The organism is Jidongwangia harbinensis (assembly GCF_020216025.1).
GTDB classification, from domain to species: Bacteria; Actinomycetota; Actinomycetes; order Mycobacteriales; family Micromonosporaceae; genus Actinoplanes; species Actinoplanes harbinensis.
The window spans coordinates 1-16,567 of record NZ_JAIWNC010000023.1 but is presented as its reverse complement, the minus strand read 5'-3'; the positions used below and the strand labels follow the sequence as shown (position 1 = coordinate 16,567).

Below are 16,567 nucleotides of genomic sequence, written 5' to 3'. Positions count from 1 at the left end.
TGCCGCCGGAACGTCATCATCCTGTCACAACGTGTCATGGACCCGTATCGAGGCCGTCCGTAGCTTCCGAGGTGGAGACTCTCACCGGGGAGGCGCCCATGGTTCCCGAGAACCCGTACATGCCGGAGCACCTCAGTGCCATGATCGAGCAGCTGACGCCGAAGACGCGGCCCCGAGAACTTACCGACCCCGTCTGGAGGCTCATCGTCAGGTGCTATCAAACACCACGGGACTACTACTTCACCTACATGGACATCTACGAGTGCCTCGACAAGTTCGAGTGCTCGCGCGCGCCCGACCGCGGTGAGAACAAGATCGAGCTACCGTGGGTGCTGTTCGTCCGCTCCAAGCAGTGGGCATGGCCCGTCCCGCAGGACGTGAGCTGACCGTCAGGGGCCTATCGCATCGCATCATGCGACACGTCAACTAGTGCCGTGACCACGAACGTTCGCGGTGTTGGGTGACACGCCGTTCGGCCTGAAGGACGGGCGGTGTTTAGCCGTTCAGGCTGTGACGGTGGCAGATCCCGTACGCGTGCGGCGGCTCGGTGACCAGGAAGGTCAGCAGCTGCTGAGGATCACGCGCAGAGGCACCGGTTCACCGATCCGATTACGGCGGGCGATGGTCGTGCTCGCCTCGGCCGGAGGGAACACCGTGCCGGCTATCGCTCGTTTGGTGCAGGCGGACGAGGACACGGTTCGGCAGGTCATCCACCGGTTTAACGAGTTGGGGATGGCCAGCCTGGACCCTCGCTGGGCGGGTGGCCGTCCCCGCCAGATCAGTCTTGACGATCAGCAGTTCATCGTCGCGACGGCCAACACCCGCCCTGAGAGTCTGGGGCGGCCGTTCACTCGGTGGAGCGTCCGAAAGCTCGCCGACTACCTGTGTGCGCAGGCCACCCGCCCGATTGAGATCGGGCGGGAACGGTTGCGGCAGATCCTGCACCGCCACCGGATCACCTTCCAGCGGACCAAGACATGGAAGGAGTCCAACGACGCGCACCGCGACGTGAAGCTCGCCCGGATCGAGTACGTGAGCAGCCGCTTCCCGCTGCGGGTGTTCGCCTTCGACGAGTTCGGCCCGCTGGTGATCCGTCCGCAGACCGGCGCCGGGTGGGCGCCGGCCGCGCATCCGAAACGGCTGCCCGCGAACTATCACAAGCTGCACGGCGTCCGGCAGTTCCACGGCTGCTACTCGGTCGGTGACGACCAACTCTGGGGTGTCGTGCATCGCCGCAAGAGCGCCGCGAACACCCTGGCAGCGCTCAAGTCGATCCGCAAAGCCCGGCCGGACGGGGCGCCGATCTACGTGATCCTGGACAACCTGTCCGCACACAAAGGCACCAAGATCCGCACGTGGGCGGCCCGGAACAAGGTCGAGCTGTGCTTCACCCCGACCTACGCCTCGTGGGCCAACCCGATCGAGGCCCAGTTCGGGCCACTGCGTACCTTCGTGATCGTCGGCTCGAACCACCCGAACCACGTCGCGTTGACCCGCCACCTTCACCGATACCTGCGCTGGCGTAACGCCAACGCCCGCCACCCCGACGTCCTGGCCGCGCAACGCCGCGAACGCGCTCGCATCCGCAGCGAACGACAACGACGCTGGGGCCAACCAGCCGCACGAGCAGCGTGACCCAACACCTCAAACGTTCTTGGTCACGGCACTAGCGAAAGTTCACTCGTTGAGCTGATACTCGCGACCTAACCTAAGCCACACGACCGCTCCGACCCAAACACACCCGGGTATCGGGGCTGCTCGGCACGGGATTGCTGAAGCTGTTCGTTCCAACTCCCACAATCTCACCGTCTCCTCTGGTCCACTGCCCGCGCCGGCCGAATTGGGGGGGCGTCCACCGACGTCGTTGCCGGTGTGGCCAACACGTCATAGACGTAGGCCCTTGAACTCGCCCAGGTATGCTGGACGACGACCAGGGAAGACACGCATGAGCATGCCGCTGACCGATCTGAGTACTGGGGGTCAAAGGAGGAGGCCAAGGTCGCCTGAACTGCCTCGGTTGTGCGATTCCGCAGCTCAAGTCCAAGACTTCTGCTTCGTTAAGGCAGCGAAGGCCTCATCCGGGGGTCCGCATGGCGCTCCTGGACCGCTTGACCCGCGGACCTTTGCCTTGGTGACCTTGGTGGCTGGTCAAAGCGGGAGTGGGGCAGTGCTCTCGGAATTGAAGGAACCCTGCAAGCTCCCTGGTAGAGGCGGTTGAACTAGCGAGTCGGCTCCCGTCCGGAGGCTCGATAATCGCGTGCACGGCGCTCACGGATGCCGCAACTAGCCCGGCGTGAAGCGGCCCCCCTCTCCAGTTCCATCATCCTGGCCAGCGCACGAGTGGCGTTGTAGGTGCAGCGCTTGTACAGGCGGGCACATTCCCGCCGCGTTGAGTCGACCAGCACCCGGGTTCGCGTCCACTTGCCTGACCGTCGACCTGAGCACCGGCAACGAAGTGATTCTGGCCGGCGCCGGCACCCGCGGCTACTCCGGTGACGGCGGCCCGGCCACCGGCACGGAACTGAATCTGCCGTCGGGTCTGCACGACCGTGGCGGACCGGCCGTCGACCCGGCGGGCAACGTGTCCGACGCCGGTAACCATCGTATCCGCCGCATCGACGCCGGCGGCATCATCACCACGGTGGCCGGTAACGGCTCGGACGGCGATGGCGGCCCGGCGGTCGCCGCCGCCCTGCGGGCGCCGTGCGACCTCGTCTTCGACGCCGCGGGCAACCTGCTGGCGGCGGATCGGGACGCCGGGACCGTACGCCGGATCGCCCCGGACGGCACGCTCGCCACGATCCCCGGCGCCACGGGCTCGCCGTGCGGGCCGACGGCACCGTTCTGGTCGCGCAGACCAGGGGGATCGATCCGGAAGCCGGGCGACAACCTGTGGAGCATCGCCCACGCGCAGGGTCCACGCGCCCCGGCAACCGCGTGGAACGACGCCGACATCGCCCGATACTGGCATCGTCTGATCACCGACAACCGAGACCGGATCAGGTCCGGACGGCCCGGGCTGATCTATCCCGGCGAAGTGCTCGAGCTGCCGCCGACGACCACGACGCCGACCGGCTGATCGGCGGCGGGCGCCTCTGTTGCACGCTCGTCACGCCGAGGGCGCAGTGGCGCTGTTCGAGCATGCCCGGGCGCGGTTACGCCGGGAGCGGGTGCTGCAGCCTGGGGTGAGCGTGCTGGCCCGGCTGGGCTGGTGTCGACCGTGCGGGAGGAATCCGGCCCTGTCGCGTGCGGGTTTGCCGTGCCGACTCTTAACTAACCGCAATCGTCGGCACGACTCGTTGCCTTAATCTACGTCAGTGCGTGTCCGCGCTGCGGCCGGCCGGTCGTGCCTGTCGGTCAGGGCGGGCGCCGGGCTCTAACCTGCCGCGGCGACGTTCGTTCAGCGTGCAGCAGGCAGTCAGGTCCTCGCTGCTTAGAGCGCTACGTCTGCTCATGCATGTAGGCTCGTCACGTGCGTCCCTTGCTGTCCGTAAGCGCTCAGAACTTTCGGAGTCTCAAACGGGTATCCGTAGAACTCCAACCCTTGAATGTCCTCGTGGGGCCCAACCAAGCGGGCAAGAGCAACTTCCTTGACCTTATTGCCTTCCTCGGCGACTCCGCGCGCCACGATCTACAGTCGGCGCTTGAACGCCGCGGCGGTTACGATCGTGTGCGCTTCAGAGGCGATACTACGGGCGCGGTGGCGATCGAGGTCAAGGCCAACGTTACGCGCTATAGTCACGAGAAGACTCCTGATGAGTACCGCCTGTCATTTTGGACGCGGCGAGCGTCACGCGAGCGTCGCGTACTGGTACGCCAAGAGCAATTCACGTTTAAGCGTACAGCTGGTAGAGGTCGCCGTATCACGGTTAGTGGTGGGAAGGCTGAATTCATCCGGGTCACAAGTGGGTCCGAGGATCCGGAACAGAGCTTACATCTGAGCACCAACACTCTGGCACTCGCCGCTCTCCGCCAACTCCCCAAGAGTGAGGGGGGCGAGGAGATTGATCGTGTGGCTCAACTCTTCAGTAACTTTCGGGTGTTCAACCCTGATGTCGAATCAGCCAAACAGCCGTCGCGCATCTCGAAACGGTCGCTTTCTCCCGATGCGGGCAATCTCGCGTCTGTCATCATGCAACTGATGAAGGACGACGACGTATATGGCGACTTCCTTGACGATGCTCGTGCAATGGTTCCGGGCCTGGAATCTATTGAGCTTGAGGGAATCGATGGGCCCGCGCCATCCATGGCGGTGAAGCTGGTTGAGCGAGGCCTGCGTTCGAATACCTACTTGGCAGATACATCGTATGGCACGATACGGGTACTTGCGCTCTTGGCCCTGTTGTACGACCCGCACCCGCCGCAATTGACCTGCATTGAGGAAATCGATCACGGATTGCATCCCTACGTGTTGGACAGGCTTGTTGAAAGGCTGCGCGAGGCGTCAACGCGTACCCAACTGCTCATCGTGACGCACTCACCTGCACTCGTGAACCGGCTTAAGCCCGAAGAATTGCTAGTTTGTGAGCGATCGGAGGATGGGTCAACAATCCTTCCTGCGGCCGACCCTGAGGAAATCCGGCTCAAGGAGGCGGCTACTGAGGGGCGATTGGGATTGGGTGAACTGTGGTTCTCTGGATCGCTCGGCGGAACGCCATTATGAGTTCTCGCCGACGCGCAGGTCCTTGGGACCGGGCATCCTCAATCTTAATATTCGGCGAAGATGAAAACGACACCAGATCGATCCGTGAGGTCGTATTGGCGGCTGTTCCGACGTTCGCAGGCGCTGTTAAGCCGCTTCGCCGACCTCCAGTCTTCAGCAAAGGCGCCAATCCGGAGAGCGTCCGAAGTCACGTGTCCGGAATGTGCGATGTCATACGCGCTGAGATGGCGACTTCCTCCGTGGTGTGCGTGCTCGTGCATCGGGATTGCGACGCGGTAACTCCAGCTCACGTAGGTGATGCCAAGGAGATTGAAACGGCATTCCGCGCAGAAGGTTTTGATGTAACTGCGGTTACGCCCGCATGGGAAATGGAAGCGTGGCTTTTTCTGTGGCCAACTGCAGTGTCGGCCTACCGGTCACATTGGAAACTGTCTCAGAGGTACATGGGTCGTAACACCGGACTTATCAGGAACGCGAAGGAGGAGTTCCGACGCGCTGTCCGCAACAACAGGTATCGCGACTATAGAGAGTCAGATGCTCCCGGGATCTTCGCCAAGGTTCGCGAGTTGCAAGTCCTCGACAAGCCCGAAGGCACTAACGCTTCCTTCTCAGATTTCCGCACCGCTCTTAGCGCGCTGCCGTAGGAGGCTCCCGACGAGTCACCGACCGTGCGCTTCCGTTCGACACCGTCGCACCGACGATTCGAGTGGCGGAAGGGGCGCCTGTTGGGTGCCACTTCAGGGTGAGGACTCTGGCCTGGGGAGACCCGGGTCGGGCAGGCTTGGTGGTGTGGTGGTTCATACGGTCGCGTTGTTGATCGTTCGGCGGGTTCTGGGGGTGTTGGGCTGTGGTCCGACACCGGACGCGGATGCGGTGGAGATCGCGGTGTTTCGGCATCAGTTTGCGGTGCTGGCCCGGCAGGTGACGCGTCCGCGGTATACACCGGCGGACCGAATGTTGTTGGCTGTGCTGGCGAAGCTGTTGCCGCGGGAGCGTTGGGCGGTCTTCCTGGTCACACCCGCGACGCTGCTGCGATGGCGTCGGGAGTTGATCGCCCGCCGGTGGACCTATCCGCCTCCGGTCGTGACCGGCGCGGTGTGGACGAGGAGATTGTCGCGCTAGTGGTGCGACTGGCGCAGGAGAACCCTCGCTGGGGGTATCTGCGGATCGTGGGGGAGTGCCGTGACCTCGGCGTGCGGGTCTCGGCGACCTCGGTACGGCGGATCCTGCGCCGGCATGGTCTCGGGCCGGCACCGCGGCGTAATGGCCCGAGCTGGAGCCAGTTCCTGCACATTCAGGCCGGCGGTCTGCTGGCGACGGACTTTTTCACCGTGGAAACGGTTGGCCTGACTCGGCTGTAGGTACTGTTCGTTGTCGACGTTCAACGACGCGGGGTGCATCTGCTGGGGATCACCGCCCACCCGACAGGGGCGTGGGTGGTGCAGCGGGCCCGGAACCTACTGATGGAACTGGATGAACAGGCACGCCGGTTGCGGTACCTGATCGGGGATCGGGATGCGAAGTTCAGCGCCGCGTTCGACGCGGTATTGGTTGCGGTGGGCATTGACGTGGTGAAGATTGCGCCGCGGGCGCCTCGCGCGAATGCGTACGCGGAGCGCTGGGTGCGCACGGTTGGGTTCGAGTGTGTGGACTGGACGCTGATCTGGAGCGAGCGCCAGTTGTACGGGGTGCTGGCTGGGCATCTGCGCCATTACAACACTGAGCCCTTTTCATCCTGCGTAGCGGTTGGCTTCGACGTGGTGCAGGGCGAGAATGGCCTGCACGATCGCGGTCGCGCGGCGTGGGCAGCAGCGCAGCTTGGCCAGGATTTTCCAGGTCTTGAGCGTGGCGATCGCGCGTTCACCGCGGGCGCGGATCTTCGCGTGCGCCCGGTTGACCGTCTTCTGCCGGCGTGACAGCTTCGGCCGGAAGCGGCGCCGCTTGAACGGCGCACGCTGCCGTGGGCACCCTGATAACCCTTATCGGCGAAAGTCATGACGTCGGCGCTGGTCAGCGCGTCGATGATGCTGTGGGTGCGGGCGGCGGTCAGGTCATGCGTCGAGCCGGGCAGAGCGGCCGAGGCCCAAACGAGACGTCCGGTCGCGTCCGCGATGACCTGCACGTTCATGCCATGGCGCTTGTGCTTTCCGGAGTAGTACGGCCTCTGGTCGGCGACCCGGTCGATCGAGATCAAGGTGCCGTCCAGGATGGCGTAGGCGAGCAGCCGGATCCTGTCCATCGCTGTGGCCAGGTCGTCGGCGGTCGCGGCGAGCAGGTCGATGGCCTCGCGGGCGTAGCGCCAGGCCGTCGTGACACCGATCTTGAACCCGGCGGCGAGCCGGGTCAGGGTGTCACCGTTGCGCAGGTGGGCCAGAGCGAGCAGGGCCTGCCGGCCGGGGTCGAGGCGCCGCCATCGGGATCGCCGCAGCTCACGGTGTGCCCGGATGAGGACGGCGAGGTGGTTCAGGCTGCGGGTGGACAACGGAATCGCGGCAGGGTAAGACAGCACAGCGAGGCTCCCGGTTGGGGCATCTGATCTTGGTCGATTTGCTGTCTTACCGGGAGCCTCGTCCTACATGGACACCGGCCTCCCGCACTGCCCGTGACCTGCGCCGTCACGATGAAAAAGGCTCACTGCTCGTGCACGCTCACCGCGCGAACAGCAACCACGCTGTTGCGCCCTTCGAGGTGTGTCCGTGCGCCGGCGGTCGGAACGCACGTCCATATCATCGGGGGCACCAGCCCGCGAAGACGTCAGGTCATCATGTGGCCGTTGGGCAAGGGCACCCAAGGATGCAGTTGACGCTGTGCACAGCGGTCGGTGGTGGCTGTGTCGTTAACGTGGTCTCCAGAGAAGGGACTTGAGGGACAGCCGGGCCTCTGAGTCTAGCCAGTCAGGATTCTGAACGATCAGCACCCAGGTGTCTTCGGGCATCTCACTCGGCAATAGGTCGAGCGCTGCACGCTCGTCGGGGTGCGCATTCAAATACGTTAGGTAATCACGAAGTTGTAAGCTGATCCGCCGGGCAACCCTCCGTTGTGCGGTAGGGGCGTCGGCGGCACGCTCGAATTCGTGAATCATTTCGTTGAGCGGGGTCGGTGACAGGACACCCAGGCAGTACATCTGCCGGTACAGCACCGCGATGCCGCCGGTTGCAAGGTCACCTGCCGCCGGCCATTGAAGTTGGCGTCGCCAGTCGCTCACGACGGCTGGAACGCGCTGGCCTGAGAGTAGTTCGGCCGCTGTCCGGGCGACTTCAAAGCTGTCGCAAATCGTCTGTTGGAGAGCCACCCACAACGGCCCGACAGACGGGTGGGCTAACGGGTCGGCGGCGCAGGCCCATAGGTTGCGCGCGATCGCAGAGGCGATCCGCTCGGCGTTCTCCGCCATGGTCACACCGAGCAGTGCAAGGAACGGCTCGTCGACCGGCCCGACCGCGGCGACCGGATCGTACTTTCGCGGCGCCGGTTCAGTGGGGGTGGTGAAGCGCTCCGCCACCGGGACCTGACACGAGGCCGTCACGATCCGTCCTACTGCATCCTCCAGACTGTCGTTGTGTGGAGCAACGACCTCCATTAGCGAGGCGATGAAGTTTAAGTAGACGTCCTGGCCAGCCCGGGTACGAGCTCGCGCCCGGTGATTGATCAGCATGAATTTGATCAACTCATCGGCCCCGTCGTCGAAGCTGTCGTTCAGGATTTGTACGGCTAGCTGGGACACCATGCGCCACGATACGTCGCCGAGATGCGGCTCGATCTTGCCAAATACCTCAGCCGGACGCGGGCGCTCTTTGACTAGTTGCGCTGCGGTGAAGTATTCCAGGAATGTGGGGTGAACAAATCCGTAGTGCGGTTCAAATTGGTCGGATCCGACATCGGTTATGACCCACGCTCGCCCGGCGCAAAAGTCGAGGAAGTCCGAGGCTGCCAGCTCTGCATCGAGTACGTTAGGGAAACGTCGCGATTGGAGGTAGCTAGTGAGGAACTGCATCCATTCACTGCGAGGCAGGGCCTGACGGCCCTGCGCGTCGCGAAACAGGTGGATCGCCATCTTCTGTACCGCCGGCCGGATATGCGACTCGTAGCGATGGGCAACTTCGATCCCCCGCTGCCGATCCCAATTCTCGAAGAGCAGGTTCGCGCACTTGTTGTAAATTTCCGGTCGATTTGTGGGGATATAGCGGACCGCTGAGTACAGCGAACACAACAGGGACAGCAACAGCGCATTTGACCGCAGGTCGGAAGCCAGTTCGCTTTGTTGCATGAAGCCGTCGGCTAGTATCTCGGCCTCGTTGTCATCACCGAATGTGTCCAGCCGGAACCAGCGTACGACGTACTCGGCTACCTGGCTGCTGTCGAACGGTCTCAGCTCAAAGGTTGAGAACAGGCTGGGGTCCAGCGAGGCTTCGCCGTACCCCACCCGCCGTGAGGTGACTATCACCCGGGCCAACGGATAGAGATGGACAAAACCTTGCACGAGGTCGAAAAACGATTCCCGCGCCGAACTGTCACCTAGCTCATCGACGCCGTCGATGATGACGGTGCCGAGACCGTTCAGCAGCAGGTACTCGATCGCCCCGGGCGGAGGAAGCAAGTTTCTGGGACGCCGGCACGACGCATGTAAGTAGTGCATCAGCGGTTCGTGGTCGGTGCGGATGCCCTGCGAGAAGTCTCGGACCTTGAGCAGTAGGGGCACCTGGCCGCGATGCCGTTCGTAGACGTCGGCCGCCAGATCGTGCGTCAGCTTCGCGGCTAGAGTGGACTTACCTGCCCCTGGGTCACCAAGGATCACCAAGTTGCGTTCCAGATCGAGCAGTTCGGAGACCGACAACGAGCCATAGCCCTCAAAAAGTGAACCTGGCGCGGGCACCCGTGAGTACGCCAAGTCCGGTGGGACGTACAGCTGCGAGTACTCCACCTTCCTGCGGGCGCCGTTCGCCGCCACCTCTAGCTTGCTATGCCCGAATTGGGCCGCACTACGCAGCATTTCGGCGAAGCTGTGAATCTCCGAGGTCGATCGGAGGCTTGCGAGCAGTTCGCCGTTGCGCACCGCCGATGCGGCGACGCTTGCGGCGGTAACCACTGCCCAGCCGTCTCGCTGGAAACCGGGCGAAGAGGCACGGGTGATCGCCTCAACGGCGCTGTGCACCACTTGCTCCAGAACATCCGTCGCGGTGAACAGCTGGCCTCTGTCGAACGCTTGGCGATGCCGCAGACCGCTACGCAGCTGTTCACGCAGCGCGGAAGTGGTTTCCTCATTGCGTGGCATGATCATTGCCTGCTTTACAGTCTGACCGAATTGGGCTGATTCGACAAAATCGATAAATGATCGAATCTGAACGCTTGATAGCTCGTTAACGAAATTCTCACTAGGGAGGCCCGCTGCTACAGAAGGATCGGTTGACAGGATGCGCATAGCGTCTTCGGCAACCTTCGCCCGCTGCCGTGGAGTGATCAGTTTCCGGGACACCAGAAGCGTCAATGCCTTTGTGGCCGCGTGCGTTGCAGCCTTGCCGGCTGCCAGGCCCAGGGCGGAGATCGCGATGACACCCTCCCTGTCTGCTCAGTATCGCGGGGTACGATCGTACCGCCAAGAAAAGATCATTCCCATCCTGGCACTGAGAGACCCGCCGGGGCCTGCCACCACTCTGAGCGACGCCATGCACTTCGGATGGAACTATCACTCGGATGAGTGCTTGCCATGAGGTTTGAGGTGTGGAGTCAGCGAGTCTGATGACGATCATCATAGACGTTACTGAGCCCCGTGCGCTGCATCGCAGCCCGCGATATCCTACGGCTGATATTGGTGAGTCCCTGTACGGAGATGTGGTCGGCGTTAACGGCTAGGTCAGTAACCAGAGGCTATGAAACATCGGCTTACATGATCTCGTCATTGACTGCGCGTGATTGAGGGTGCAATTCTTAATGGACTGAAGCGGATGTTCCGGCGCCTCGTGCCTATATACGGCGTTCGGAATTGCGGCGATGTACACAACGACTGATCCACTGGCCGTCCTCCCATGCGCGGGGTGACAGCCCGGCCGCCCGGAGGCGACAGTCGACGGACGGCCGGGTCTCACGTCACCGGTGGCCCAAGGCTTCCGCGCTCTGGCAACCGGCTATGGAAAGACTGCCGGCAAGGAAGGCAGCACCGGACCCTAGGTACAAGGACGTCTCAAGACTTCTACACGTCCCGGCACAGCGATGAAACTCGCACCTGGGAACAAGGAGAAGAAGCTGGCTACGTCCGAGATCACTTCAAGGATCTGGCGAATCCATGCAAGGCCTAACTTGAAGCGTCGGCTGGTACGGCAGCGATCGTGTATCCCTCCTCTTATCTCGGCCGTCTGATTCATCAGCCTGGCGTACGCCGTAGTGCCGAGGTTCGAAGCAGTGGGGCGTCATGTTCGTCGCCGGGTCGGGGGTAGCGCGTATGGTCGAGGAGCAAGTTGTCGAAGGGCCAGTTTACGCAGGTCAGGCGGTGTGTACTTCGTAGACTTCGGTCTATGAGTGGCTTTGCGGAGAGCGGCACGCTGGACACCGAGCGGCTGCTCGGTGGTGTGCACGATCCGGCTCACACCTTCCCGCCGGTCATCTATGTCCCGTGTGCGCCGACGGAGACCGATGCCGAGCTCGCCATCGATCTCCGGGTGACACGGGACGGGCGACTCGCGCTGCTGGTCTATTCGGCGATGGACCGGTTGATCGCGCACTGTGGGCCGTTCCAGCGGTGGACCGTCATGCTCACCAAGGACCTGGAGCAGGTGCGTTCGATCACCGGCTTCGAGCTGGTGCTGCTCGATCTGGACATTCCCGAGGAGTTGCGTCGTACCGGGGACGAAGCCGATGGCTGACCAGACCGATGCGGACCTGAGTGCGCTGGACACGATAGCCGGCCGGCTGGGCGAGTCGGCCGACGCCCTCGATGCCGTCGGCGGCAGGGCACCGGGTGTGCCGGACGCCGGTGAGGTCTCCGGAATCATCGGTGCGGCGATCGCTCACCTGACCGAGAGCGCCGGCAATCTGGTATTGGGGATGAAGGGTGCCAGCGAGGCGGTCGCCCAAGCCCGCCGGGACTACGCCGGCCGGGACCAGGCGGCGGCGGAAACGTTCCGGGGGTACTGATGCCCATCGACACGCAACTGGAGGGCGATCCGGCCAGCATCCGGGCTTCGGCCTCGTGGCTGACGGCGTCGCTGGCCTCGGCGGTCGGTGAGTCCGTCACCGACCTGTTCAAGGTTCGGGACGAGGCGGAGAGCGGCTGGCGTGGCGACGCCGGACCGGCGTTCTCCAGCAAACTGGATGCCGGTGCCCGCGAGGCCGACCGCCTGCGCGCCGACGCGGAACGAGCGGGGCGGTCGCTCAACTCCTACGCCGACGACCTCACCACGGCCCAGGTCGGCATGCAGCGGGCTCGCGCCATCGCGCTGGAGGGCGGGCTTGCGCTGGCCGGCTCCACCATCCTGGACCCGGGGGCAGGCCCGACGCTACCGGCGGCGCTGTCCGCGGCGGCGACGCCGGAGCAGGCTCAGGTGTACCACGGCCAGGTCACCGCGTACCACGAGCATCAGGCGAAGGTGACGGCATACGCGCAGGCGGAGGCGCAGGCGAAGTGGGCTCGCAGTATCGGCGACTTCGCCAAGGACACCCTTCAGAACGCTCTGGACGACCTCCGGAAGAAGCCGGTGATCATCGCCGCCGGCTTTGTGAACGAAGGTGTCATCGGCGGTCTCGCCGCGCGGCACGTGAGCCAGCTGAAGAAGCAGAGCGACCTGCTCAAGGCGGCCTCCGAGGACGCCGTCAACAACTATCTCAAATCGCGCGGTGGATCGCCGGAGGCGAAGGCGCTCAACCTCGCGTCCTGGCAGAAGTACCTAGAGGCCGACGAGTTCGAACGCAGAGCCCTGCGGGCCGGCAGCAAGATCGAGGCTCGCATTCCCGTCATCGGCCTCGCCGTCACCGCGGTGGACATCGGCTACGACATCCATACCGGCAAGCCCGTCGGGAAGGCCGTCGTCAGCGGTGTCGGCGGCGCCATGGCCTCCATGGCCGCCGGGGCGGCAGTGGGCACCATGATCGGCGGGCCGGTCGGCACGGTCGTGGGCGCGGGAGCCGGCATCGTCATCGGGATGGCGACCAGTGGGGCTCTCGACGCCGCCTACGACCGCTTGCCGGACGGCACCCAGCAGGCGATCGACGACGGCTTCAAGGCGATCGGCGAAGGCGTGTCCGACGCCGGCGAAGCGGTCGGCGACACGGCGAAGAAGGTCTGGAACAGTATCTTCTGACTTCACGACAGGGCGTACCCGAGATGGATCAGAACCAGGACCCACCCGCCGGCTGGCCGGCCCCGCGTCGCACCGCCGTCCGGGTGCTGTCGGCAGCCTTCCTCACGGTGGTCACGGCCGGCTTGGCGCTGGCCGCAGTCGCCACGGCAGTGACCGGGGACGCCGTCCCGGCGGTCGTCTTCGGCCTGAGCGCTGTCCTAGGCGCCCACATCGCCGGCATCGCCATCAGCGGTCTGCGTAGTCCCCGCCCGGCCGACGACGTCCGGGTTTTGGGAGAGACCGACAAGGGCGAGAAGGGGCTAGCTTTTCCGTACGCTCGCGGACCGTACTACTGGCTGTCCGTAACGCTGGCACTGGTGGTGCTGCTGGCCGGCGGATTCGCCGCGGTGGTGGCCGCCGCCGGTTCGGTGACCGGCTGGATCGTCGCCGCGATCGCGGGAGGGTTCGCGGTCTTCACCGGCTGGTTCCTCGTCGTACTCCTGCGCCTGGCTCCGGGCACGATCGTGCTGACCCCTACCGGCATTTACCACCGCTCCCTCGTCCTGGAGCACTTCGTTCCGTGGGACGCGGTCGTGGATGTCCAGCCCCGGGAGGGCCGGAACCCGTGGATCACGGTCCGGGCCATGCCCACTCCCGGCACGCGAGAACGACGGCACACCGGCCGATTCGTCACCTTCGAAGGCCAGGCCCTACCCTTCATGATCGCCCGCTCCTACTGGCTCGGCGCCCACGCGCTGCCCGCGTACCGGGCCCTCAAGTTCTACGTCGAGCACCCGGGTAAGCGGTCCGCACTCCGCAGTGTCGATCAAGCCGTCCGTTGATGGTCGGGGCAGTACAAGCGGCTAGGTTGCATTATCTGTTCGGCAAGCGCGACGAATCTTCGGCCGCCGCTGGTCAGATAACTCGAGCGAGTCCGGCGAAGACGGCGGCGAGTCGTGTGGCCGGCGGATTGTCGAGTGCTATGTCGTAGTGGCCGCGTCGCAGATTCTGCACGAAGGCGTGCCCGGCGATGACCACCTGGGCCCTCCGATCGGTCTGGAGGCCGCGCATCGGTCGTAGCCGGCGCTTGAGCCGGCCGTGATCGGCCTCAATCGGAAGGAACGAGCCCTCGCCAGGACCACTCCACCAGCCACCAAACCCGGACGCTACAAGCCGACCGACGCCGTTCTGGCCTTCCTCGACAGCCTCTGAACAGACCCGATTATCCCGAACAACCTGGACCCAGATCCCGAGCTGCCCGGCCCAGACCGGGTCAGCTCGGGATAACCAGAGCGTCGGGATAATACGAGACCCGACCCAACAACTCCGCCAGCATGATCACCATCGCGATGATCGACAACCTCGCCAAACGACTCACCGCCGAAAGCACCCCAACGTGGCGATACGGTTAGAACCACTTAACACACAAACAACGTCAATCAGACGTCCTCTCAGAGGGCGGTCCGGGAGGTTATGCCCGTTCCGGGGTGAGGGTGAATAGGCCGGGTTGGGTCTCGGTCAGGATGTGCCGGTTGACCAGGCGTTTCAGCTTGGCGCGGATGCCTTCGGTGTCCTTGGGTTCGGTGCCGATGCCCAGGGCGAGGCAGACGTCTTTCGCGCGCAGGGCGCTGCGGTCGGGTGTGAACACGGCGAGGATCTGCTGGTAGGGCTCGCTGATGATGGCCGGCTCGGAGGCGGTCACTTCGTTTTCGAGGATCTTGGTCAGGGTCTGGCGGGTCGTCGCCAGATCGGCCAGTTCACACTCGATGCCGGCTACCTCGGCGGCGAGCTTGGCCTGCTGCTCACGTAAGTCGTCGAGGGCAGCCGACGCGGCCGCTTCCCGGGCGGCGATCAGGTCGAGGATGGTTGTGGTGTTCACGCCCGTTCACCGCCAGGACGGGGTGCTGGTGCCGGTCAGCCGGCGCACGAGGTTGGCCGCCGAGGCCCACAGCGTGCGCGACACCGACGACTCCGGCCGGCTTTCATACTCACGCACGAGACGGCGGTGCAGCATCAGCGTGCCGTTGACCTGCTCGACCACCCACCGCTTCGCGATCGGCACGAACCCGCTGCTGGTGCCGGACCGCTTGACCACCTCGACATCGACACCGAGCAACGCGCCGTGGATGCCCAGGTCATGCTTGAACCCGGCGTCGACCCACGCCCGGGTGACGCTCGGATTATGGTCGACGACCTTGTCCAACAGCCGCACGCCGATCACGGTGTCGGTGACCGACGCCGCGGTCACCACCACCGCGATGATCAGCCCGAGCGCGTCCACGGCCAGCCCGCGTTTACGGCCTGGCACCTTCTTCCCGGCGTCCTTGCCGGTCGTCATGGCCGGAACATGGTTGGCGGCCCGGATCGACTGAGTGTCCAAGATGATCGCGGACGGGTCCTCCCGGCGGCCTGCCTTCTCCCTGGCCTGGCAGCGCAGCAGGTCATGGATCGCCTGGTCGGTGCCGTCGTCACGCCACAACGCGAAGTAGTAGTACGTCGCGGACTTCGGCGGCAGGTCATGCGGCAGATACGCCCACTGACAGCCGGTCCGGTTCTGATAGAAGATCGAGTTCAGGATCTCCCGCAACGAGTAGCGGCCCTGAGAGGGCGGTCCGGGAGGTTATGCCCGTTCCGGGGTGAGGGTGAATAGGCCGGGTTGGGTCTCGGTCAGGATGTGCCGGTTGACCAGGCGTTTCAGCTTGGCGCGGATGCCTTCGGTGTCCTTGGGTTCGGTGCCGATGCCCAGGGCGAGGCAGACGTCTTTCGCGCGCAGGGCGCTGCGGTCGGGTGTGAACACGGCGAGGATCTGCTGGTAGGGCTCGCTGATGATGGCCGGCTCGGAGGCGGTCACTTCGTTTTCGAGGATCTTGGTCAGGGTCTGGCGGGTCGTCGCCAGATCGGCCAGTTCACACTCGATGCCGGCTACCTCGGCGGCGAGCTTGGCCTGCTGCTCACGTAAGTCGTCGAGGGCAGCCGACGCGGCCGCTTCCCGGGCGGCGATCAGGTCGAGGATGGTTGTGGTGTTCACGCCCGTTCACCGCCAGGACGGGGTGCTGGTGCCGGTCAGCCGGCGCACGAGGTTGGCCGCCGAGGCCCACAGCGTGCGCGACACCGACGACTCCGGCCGGCTTTCATACTCACGCACGAGACGGCGGTGCAGCATCAGCGTGCCGTTGACCTGCTCGACCACCCACCGCTTCGCGATCGGCACGAACCCGCTGCTGGTGCCGGACCGCTTGACCACCTCGACATCGACACCGAGCAACGCGCCGTGGATGCCCAGGTCATGCTTGAACCCGGCGTCGACCCACGCCCGGGTGACGCTCGGATTATGGTCGACGACCTTGTCCAACAGCCGCACGCCGATCACGGTGTCGGTGACCGACGCCGCGGTCACCACCACCGCGATGATCAGCCCGAGCGCGTCCACGGCCAGCCCGCGTTTACGGCCTGGCACCTTCTTCCCGGCGTCCTTGCCGGTCGTCATGGCCGGAACATGGTTGGCGGCCCGGATCGACTGAGTGTCCAAGATGATCGCGGACGGGTCCTCCCGGCGGCCTGCCTTCTCCCTGGCCTGGCAGCGCAGCAGGTCATGGATCGCCTGGTCGGTGCCGTCGTCACGCCACAACGCGAAGTA

General features: G+C 64.6%; 14 protein-coding genes and 4 pseudogenes. 11 read left to right on the top strand and 7 right to left on the bottom strand.

Features of this window, described 5'->3' with window-relative positions; genetic code table 11:
- Window positions 1-71: 71 nt before the first annotated feature.
- From LDL48_RS25865 to LDL48_RS25840, 6 genes are all read left to right on the top strand, one after another.
- Entirely contained in the window at window positions 72-386 is a 315-nt protein-coding gene (locus LDL48_RS25865) for a hypothetical protein (RefSeq protein ID WP_225257821.1), read from the top strand.
- 130 nt (window positions 387-516) lie between these two features.
- Window positions 517-1,635, top strand: a complete 1,119-nt coding sequence (locus LDL48_RS25860) for an IS630 family transposase (RefSeq protein ID WP_225257961.1) — start codon at window positions 517-519, stop codon at window positions 1,633-1,635.
- Between the two features lie 754 nt (window positions 1,636-2,389).
- Window positions 2,390-3,079: an NHL repeat-containing protein gene (locus LDL48_RS25855; RefSeq protein WP_225257820.1), complete on the top strand. Its 690-nt coding sequence runs from the start codon at window positions 2,390-2,392 to the stop codon at window positions 3,077-3,079.
- A gap of 393 nt (window positions 3,080-3,472) precedes the next feature.
- Window positions 3,473-4,663 (top strand): AAA family ATPase, encoded by a 1,191-nt coding sequence (locus LDL48_RS25850; RefSeq protein WP_225257819.1) that lies wholly within the window; start codon window positions 3,473-3,475, stop codon window positions 4,661-4,663.
- 789 nt (window positions 4,664-5,452) lie between these two features.
- On the top strand, window positions 5,453-5,785 hold the full coding sequence (locus LDL48_RS25845) for a hypothetical protein (protein WP_225257818.1): 333 nt from the start codon (window positions 5,453-5,455) through the stop codon (window positions 5,783-5,785).
- On the top strand, window positions 5,761-6,024 hold the full coding sequence (locus tag LDL48_RS25840; RefSeq protein ID WP_225257817.1) for an IS3 family transposase: 264 nt from the start codon (window positions 5,761-5,763) through the stop codon (window positions 6,022-6,024). Before LDL48_RS25845 ends, LDL48_RS25840 begins: the two co-directional genes overlap by 25 nt.
- 369 nt (window positions 6,025-6,393) lie before the next feature.
- Here the strand turns inward: LDL48_RS25840 and LDL48_RS25835 are convergent.
- Together LDL48_RS25835 and LDL48_RS25830 are read right to left on the bottom strand one after the other, a co-directional pair.
- Window positions 6,394-7,172: pseudogene (locus tag LDL48_RS25835) on the bottom strand (transposase family protein).
- Window positions 7,173-7,499: 327 nt separating this feature from the next.
- Window positions 7,500-10,079, bottom strand: coding sequence for an NACHT domain-containing protein (locus tag LDL48_RS25830; protein WP_225257816.1), 2,580 nt, complete (start codon window positions 10,077-10,079; stop codon window positions 7,500-7,502).
- Between the two features lie 1,090 nt (window positions 10,080-11,169).
- Here LDL48_RS25830 and LDL48_RS25825 point away from each other — a divergent pair.
- From LDL48_RS25825 to LDL48_RS25810, 4 genes are read left to right on the top strand one after another with little or no spacing between them, the layout of a single operon-like run.
- Window positions 11,170-11,517, top strand: coding sequence for an SAV_915 family protein (locus tag LDL48_RS25825; protein WP_225257815.1), 348 nt, complete (start codon window positions 11,170-11,172; stop codon window positions 11,515-11,517).
- The gene (locus LDL48_RS25820; RefSeq protein WP_225257814.1) at window positions 11,510-11,788 is read left to right on the top strand and encodes a hypothetical protein; all 279 of its coding nucleotides are present in this window, start codon (window positions 11,510-11,512) and stop codon (window positions 11,786-11,788) included. Before LDL48_RS25825 ends, LDL48_RS25820 begins: the two co-directional genes overlap by 8 nt.
- Window positions 11,788-12,951 carry a hypothetical protein gene (locus LDL48_RS25815; RefSeq protein ID WP_225257813.1) on the top strand — a complete coding sequence of 388 codons (1,164 nt, stop codon included), beginning with the start codon at window positions 11,788-11,790 and terminating at the stop codon, window positions 12,949-12,951. Before LDL48_RS25820 ends, LDL48_RS25815 begins: the two co-directional genes overlap by 1 nt.
- 23 nt (window positions 12,952-12,974) lie before the next feature.
- Window positions 12,975-13,772 (top strand): hypothetical protein, encoded by a 798-nt coding sequence (locus tag LDL48_RS25810; RefSeq protein ID WP_225257812.1) that lies wholly within the window; start codon window positions 12,975-12,977, stop codon window positions 13,770-13,772.
- 73 nt (window positions 13,773-13,845) lie between these two features.
- Here the strand turns inward: LDL48_RS25810 and LDL48_RS25805 are convergent.
- Window positions 13,846-14,043: pseudogene (locus LDL48_RS25805) on the bottom strand (DDE-type integrase/transposase/recombinase); the annotation flags it as partial.
- A 191-nt stretch (window positions 14,044-14,234) separates the two neighbouring features.
- On the opposite strand from LDL48_RS25805, the pseudogene LDL48_RS25800 reads away from it, so the two are divergent.
- A pseudogene (locus LDL48_RS25800) lies at window positions 14,235-14,342 on the top strand (IS5 family transposase); the annotation flags it as partial.
- A 59-nt stretch (window positions 14,343-14,401) separates the two neighbouring features.
- Here the strand turns inward: LDL48_RS25800 and LDL48_RS25795 are convergent.
- From LDL48_RS25795 to LDL48_RS25780, 4 genes and pseudogenes are all read right to left on the bottom strand, one after another.
- Entirely contained in the window at window positions 14,402-14,809 is a 408-nt protein-coding gene (locus LDL48_RS25795) for a hypothetical protein (RefSeq protein WP_225257810.1), read from the bottom strand.
- Window positions 14,810-14,815: 6 nt separating this feature from the next.
- Window positions 14,816-15,529 (bottom strand): annotated as a pseudogene (locus tag LDL48_RS25790) (IS5 family transposase); the annotation flags it as partial.
- A gap of 21 nt (window positions 15,530-15,550) precedes the next feature.
- Window positions 15,551-15,958 carry a hypothetical protein gene (locus LDL48_RS25785; RefSeq protein ID WP_225257810.1) on the bottom strand — a complete coding sequence of 136 codons (408 nt, stop codon included), beginning with the start codon at window positions 15,956-15,958 and terminating at the stop codon, window positions 15,551-15,553.
- Window positions 15,959-15,964: 6 nt separating this feature from the next.
- On the bottom strand, window positions 15,965-16,567 hold a 603-nt coding region (locus tag LDL48_RS25780), incomplete at its 5' end, for a transposase (protein WP_225257809.1).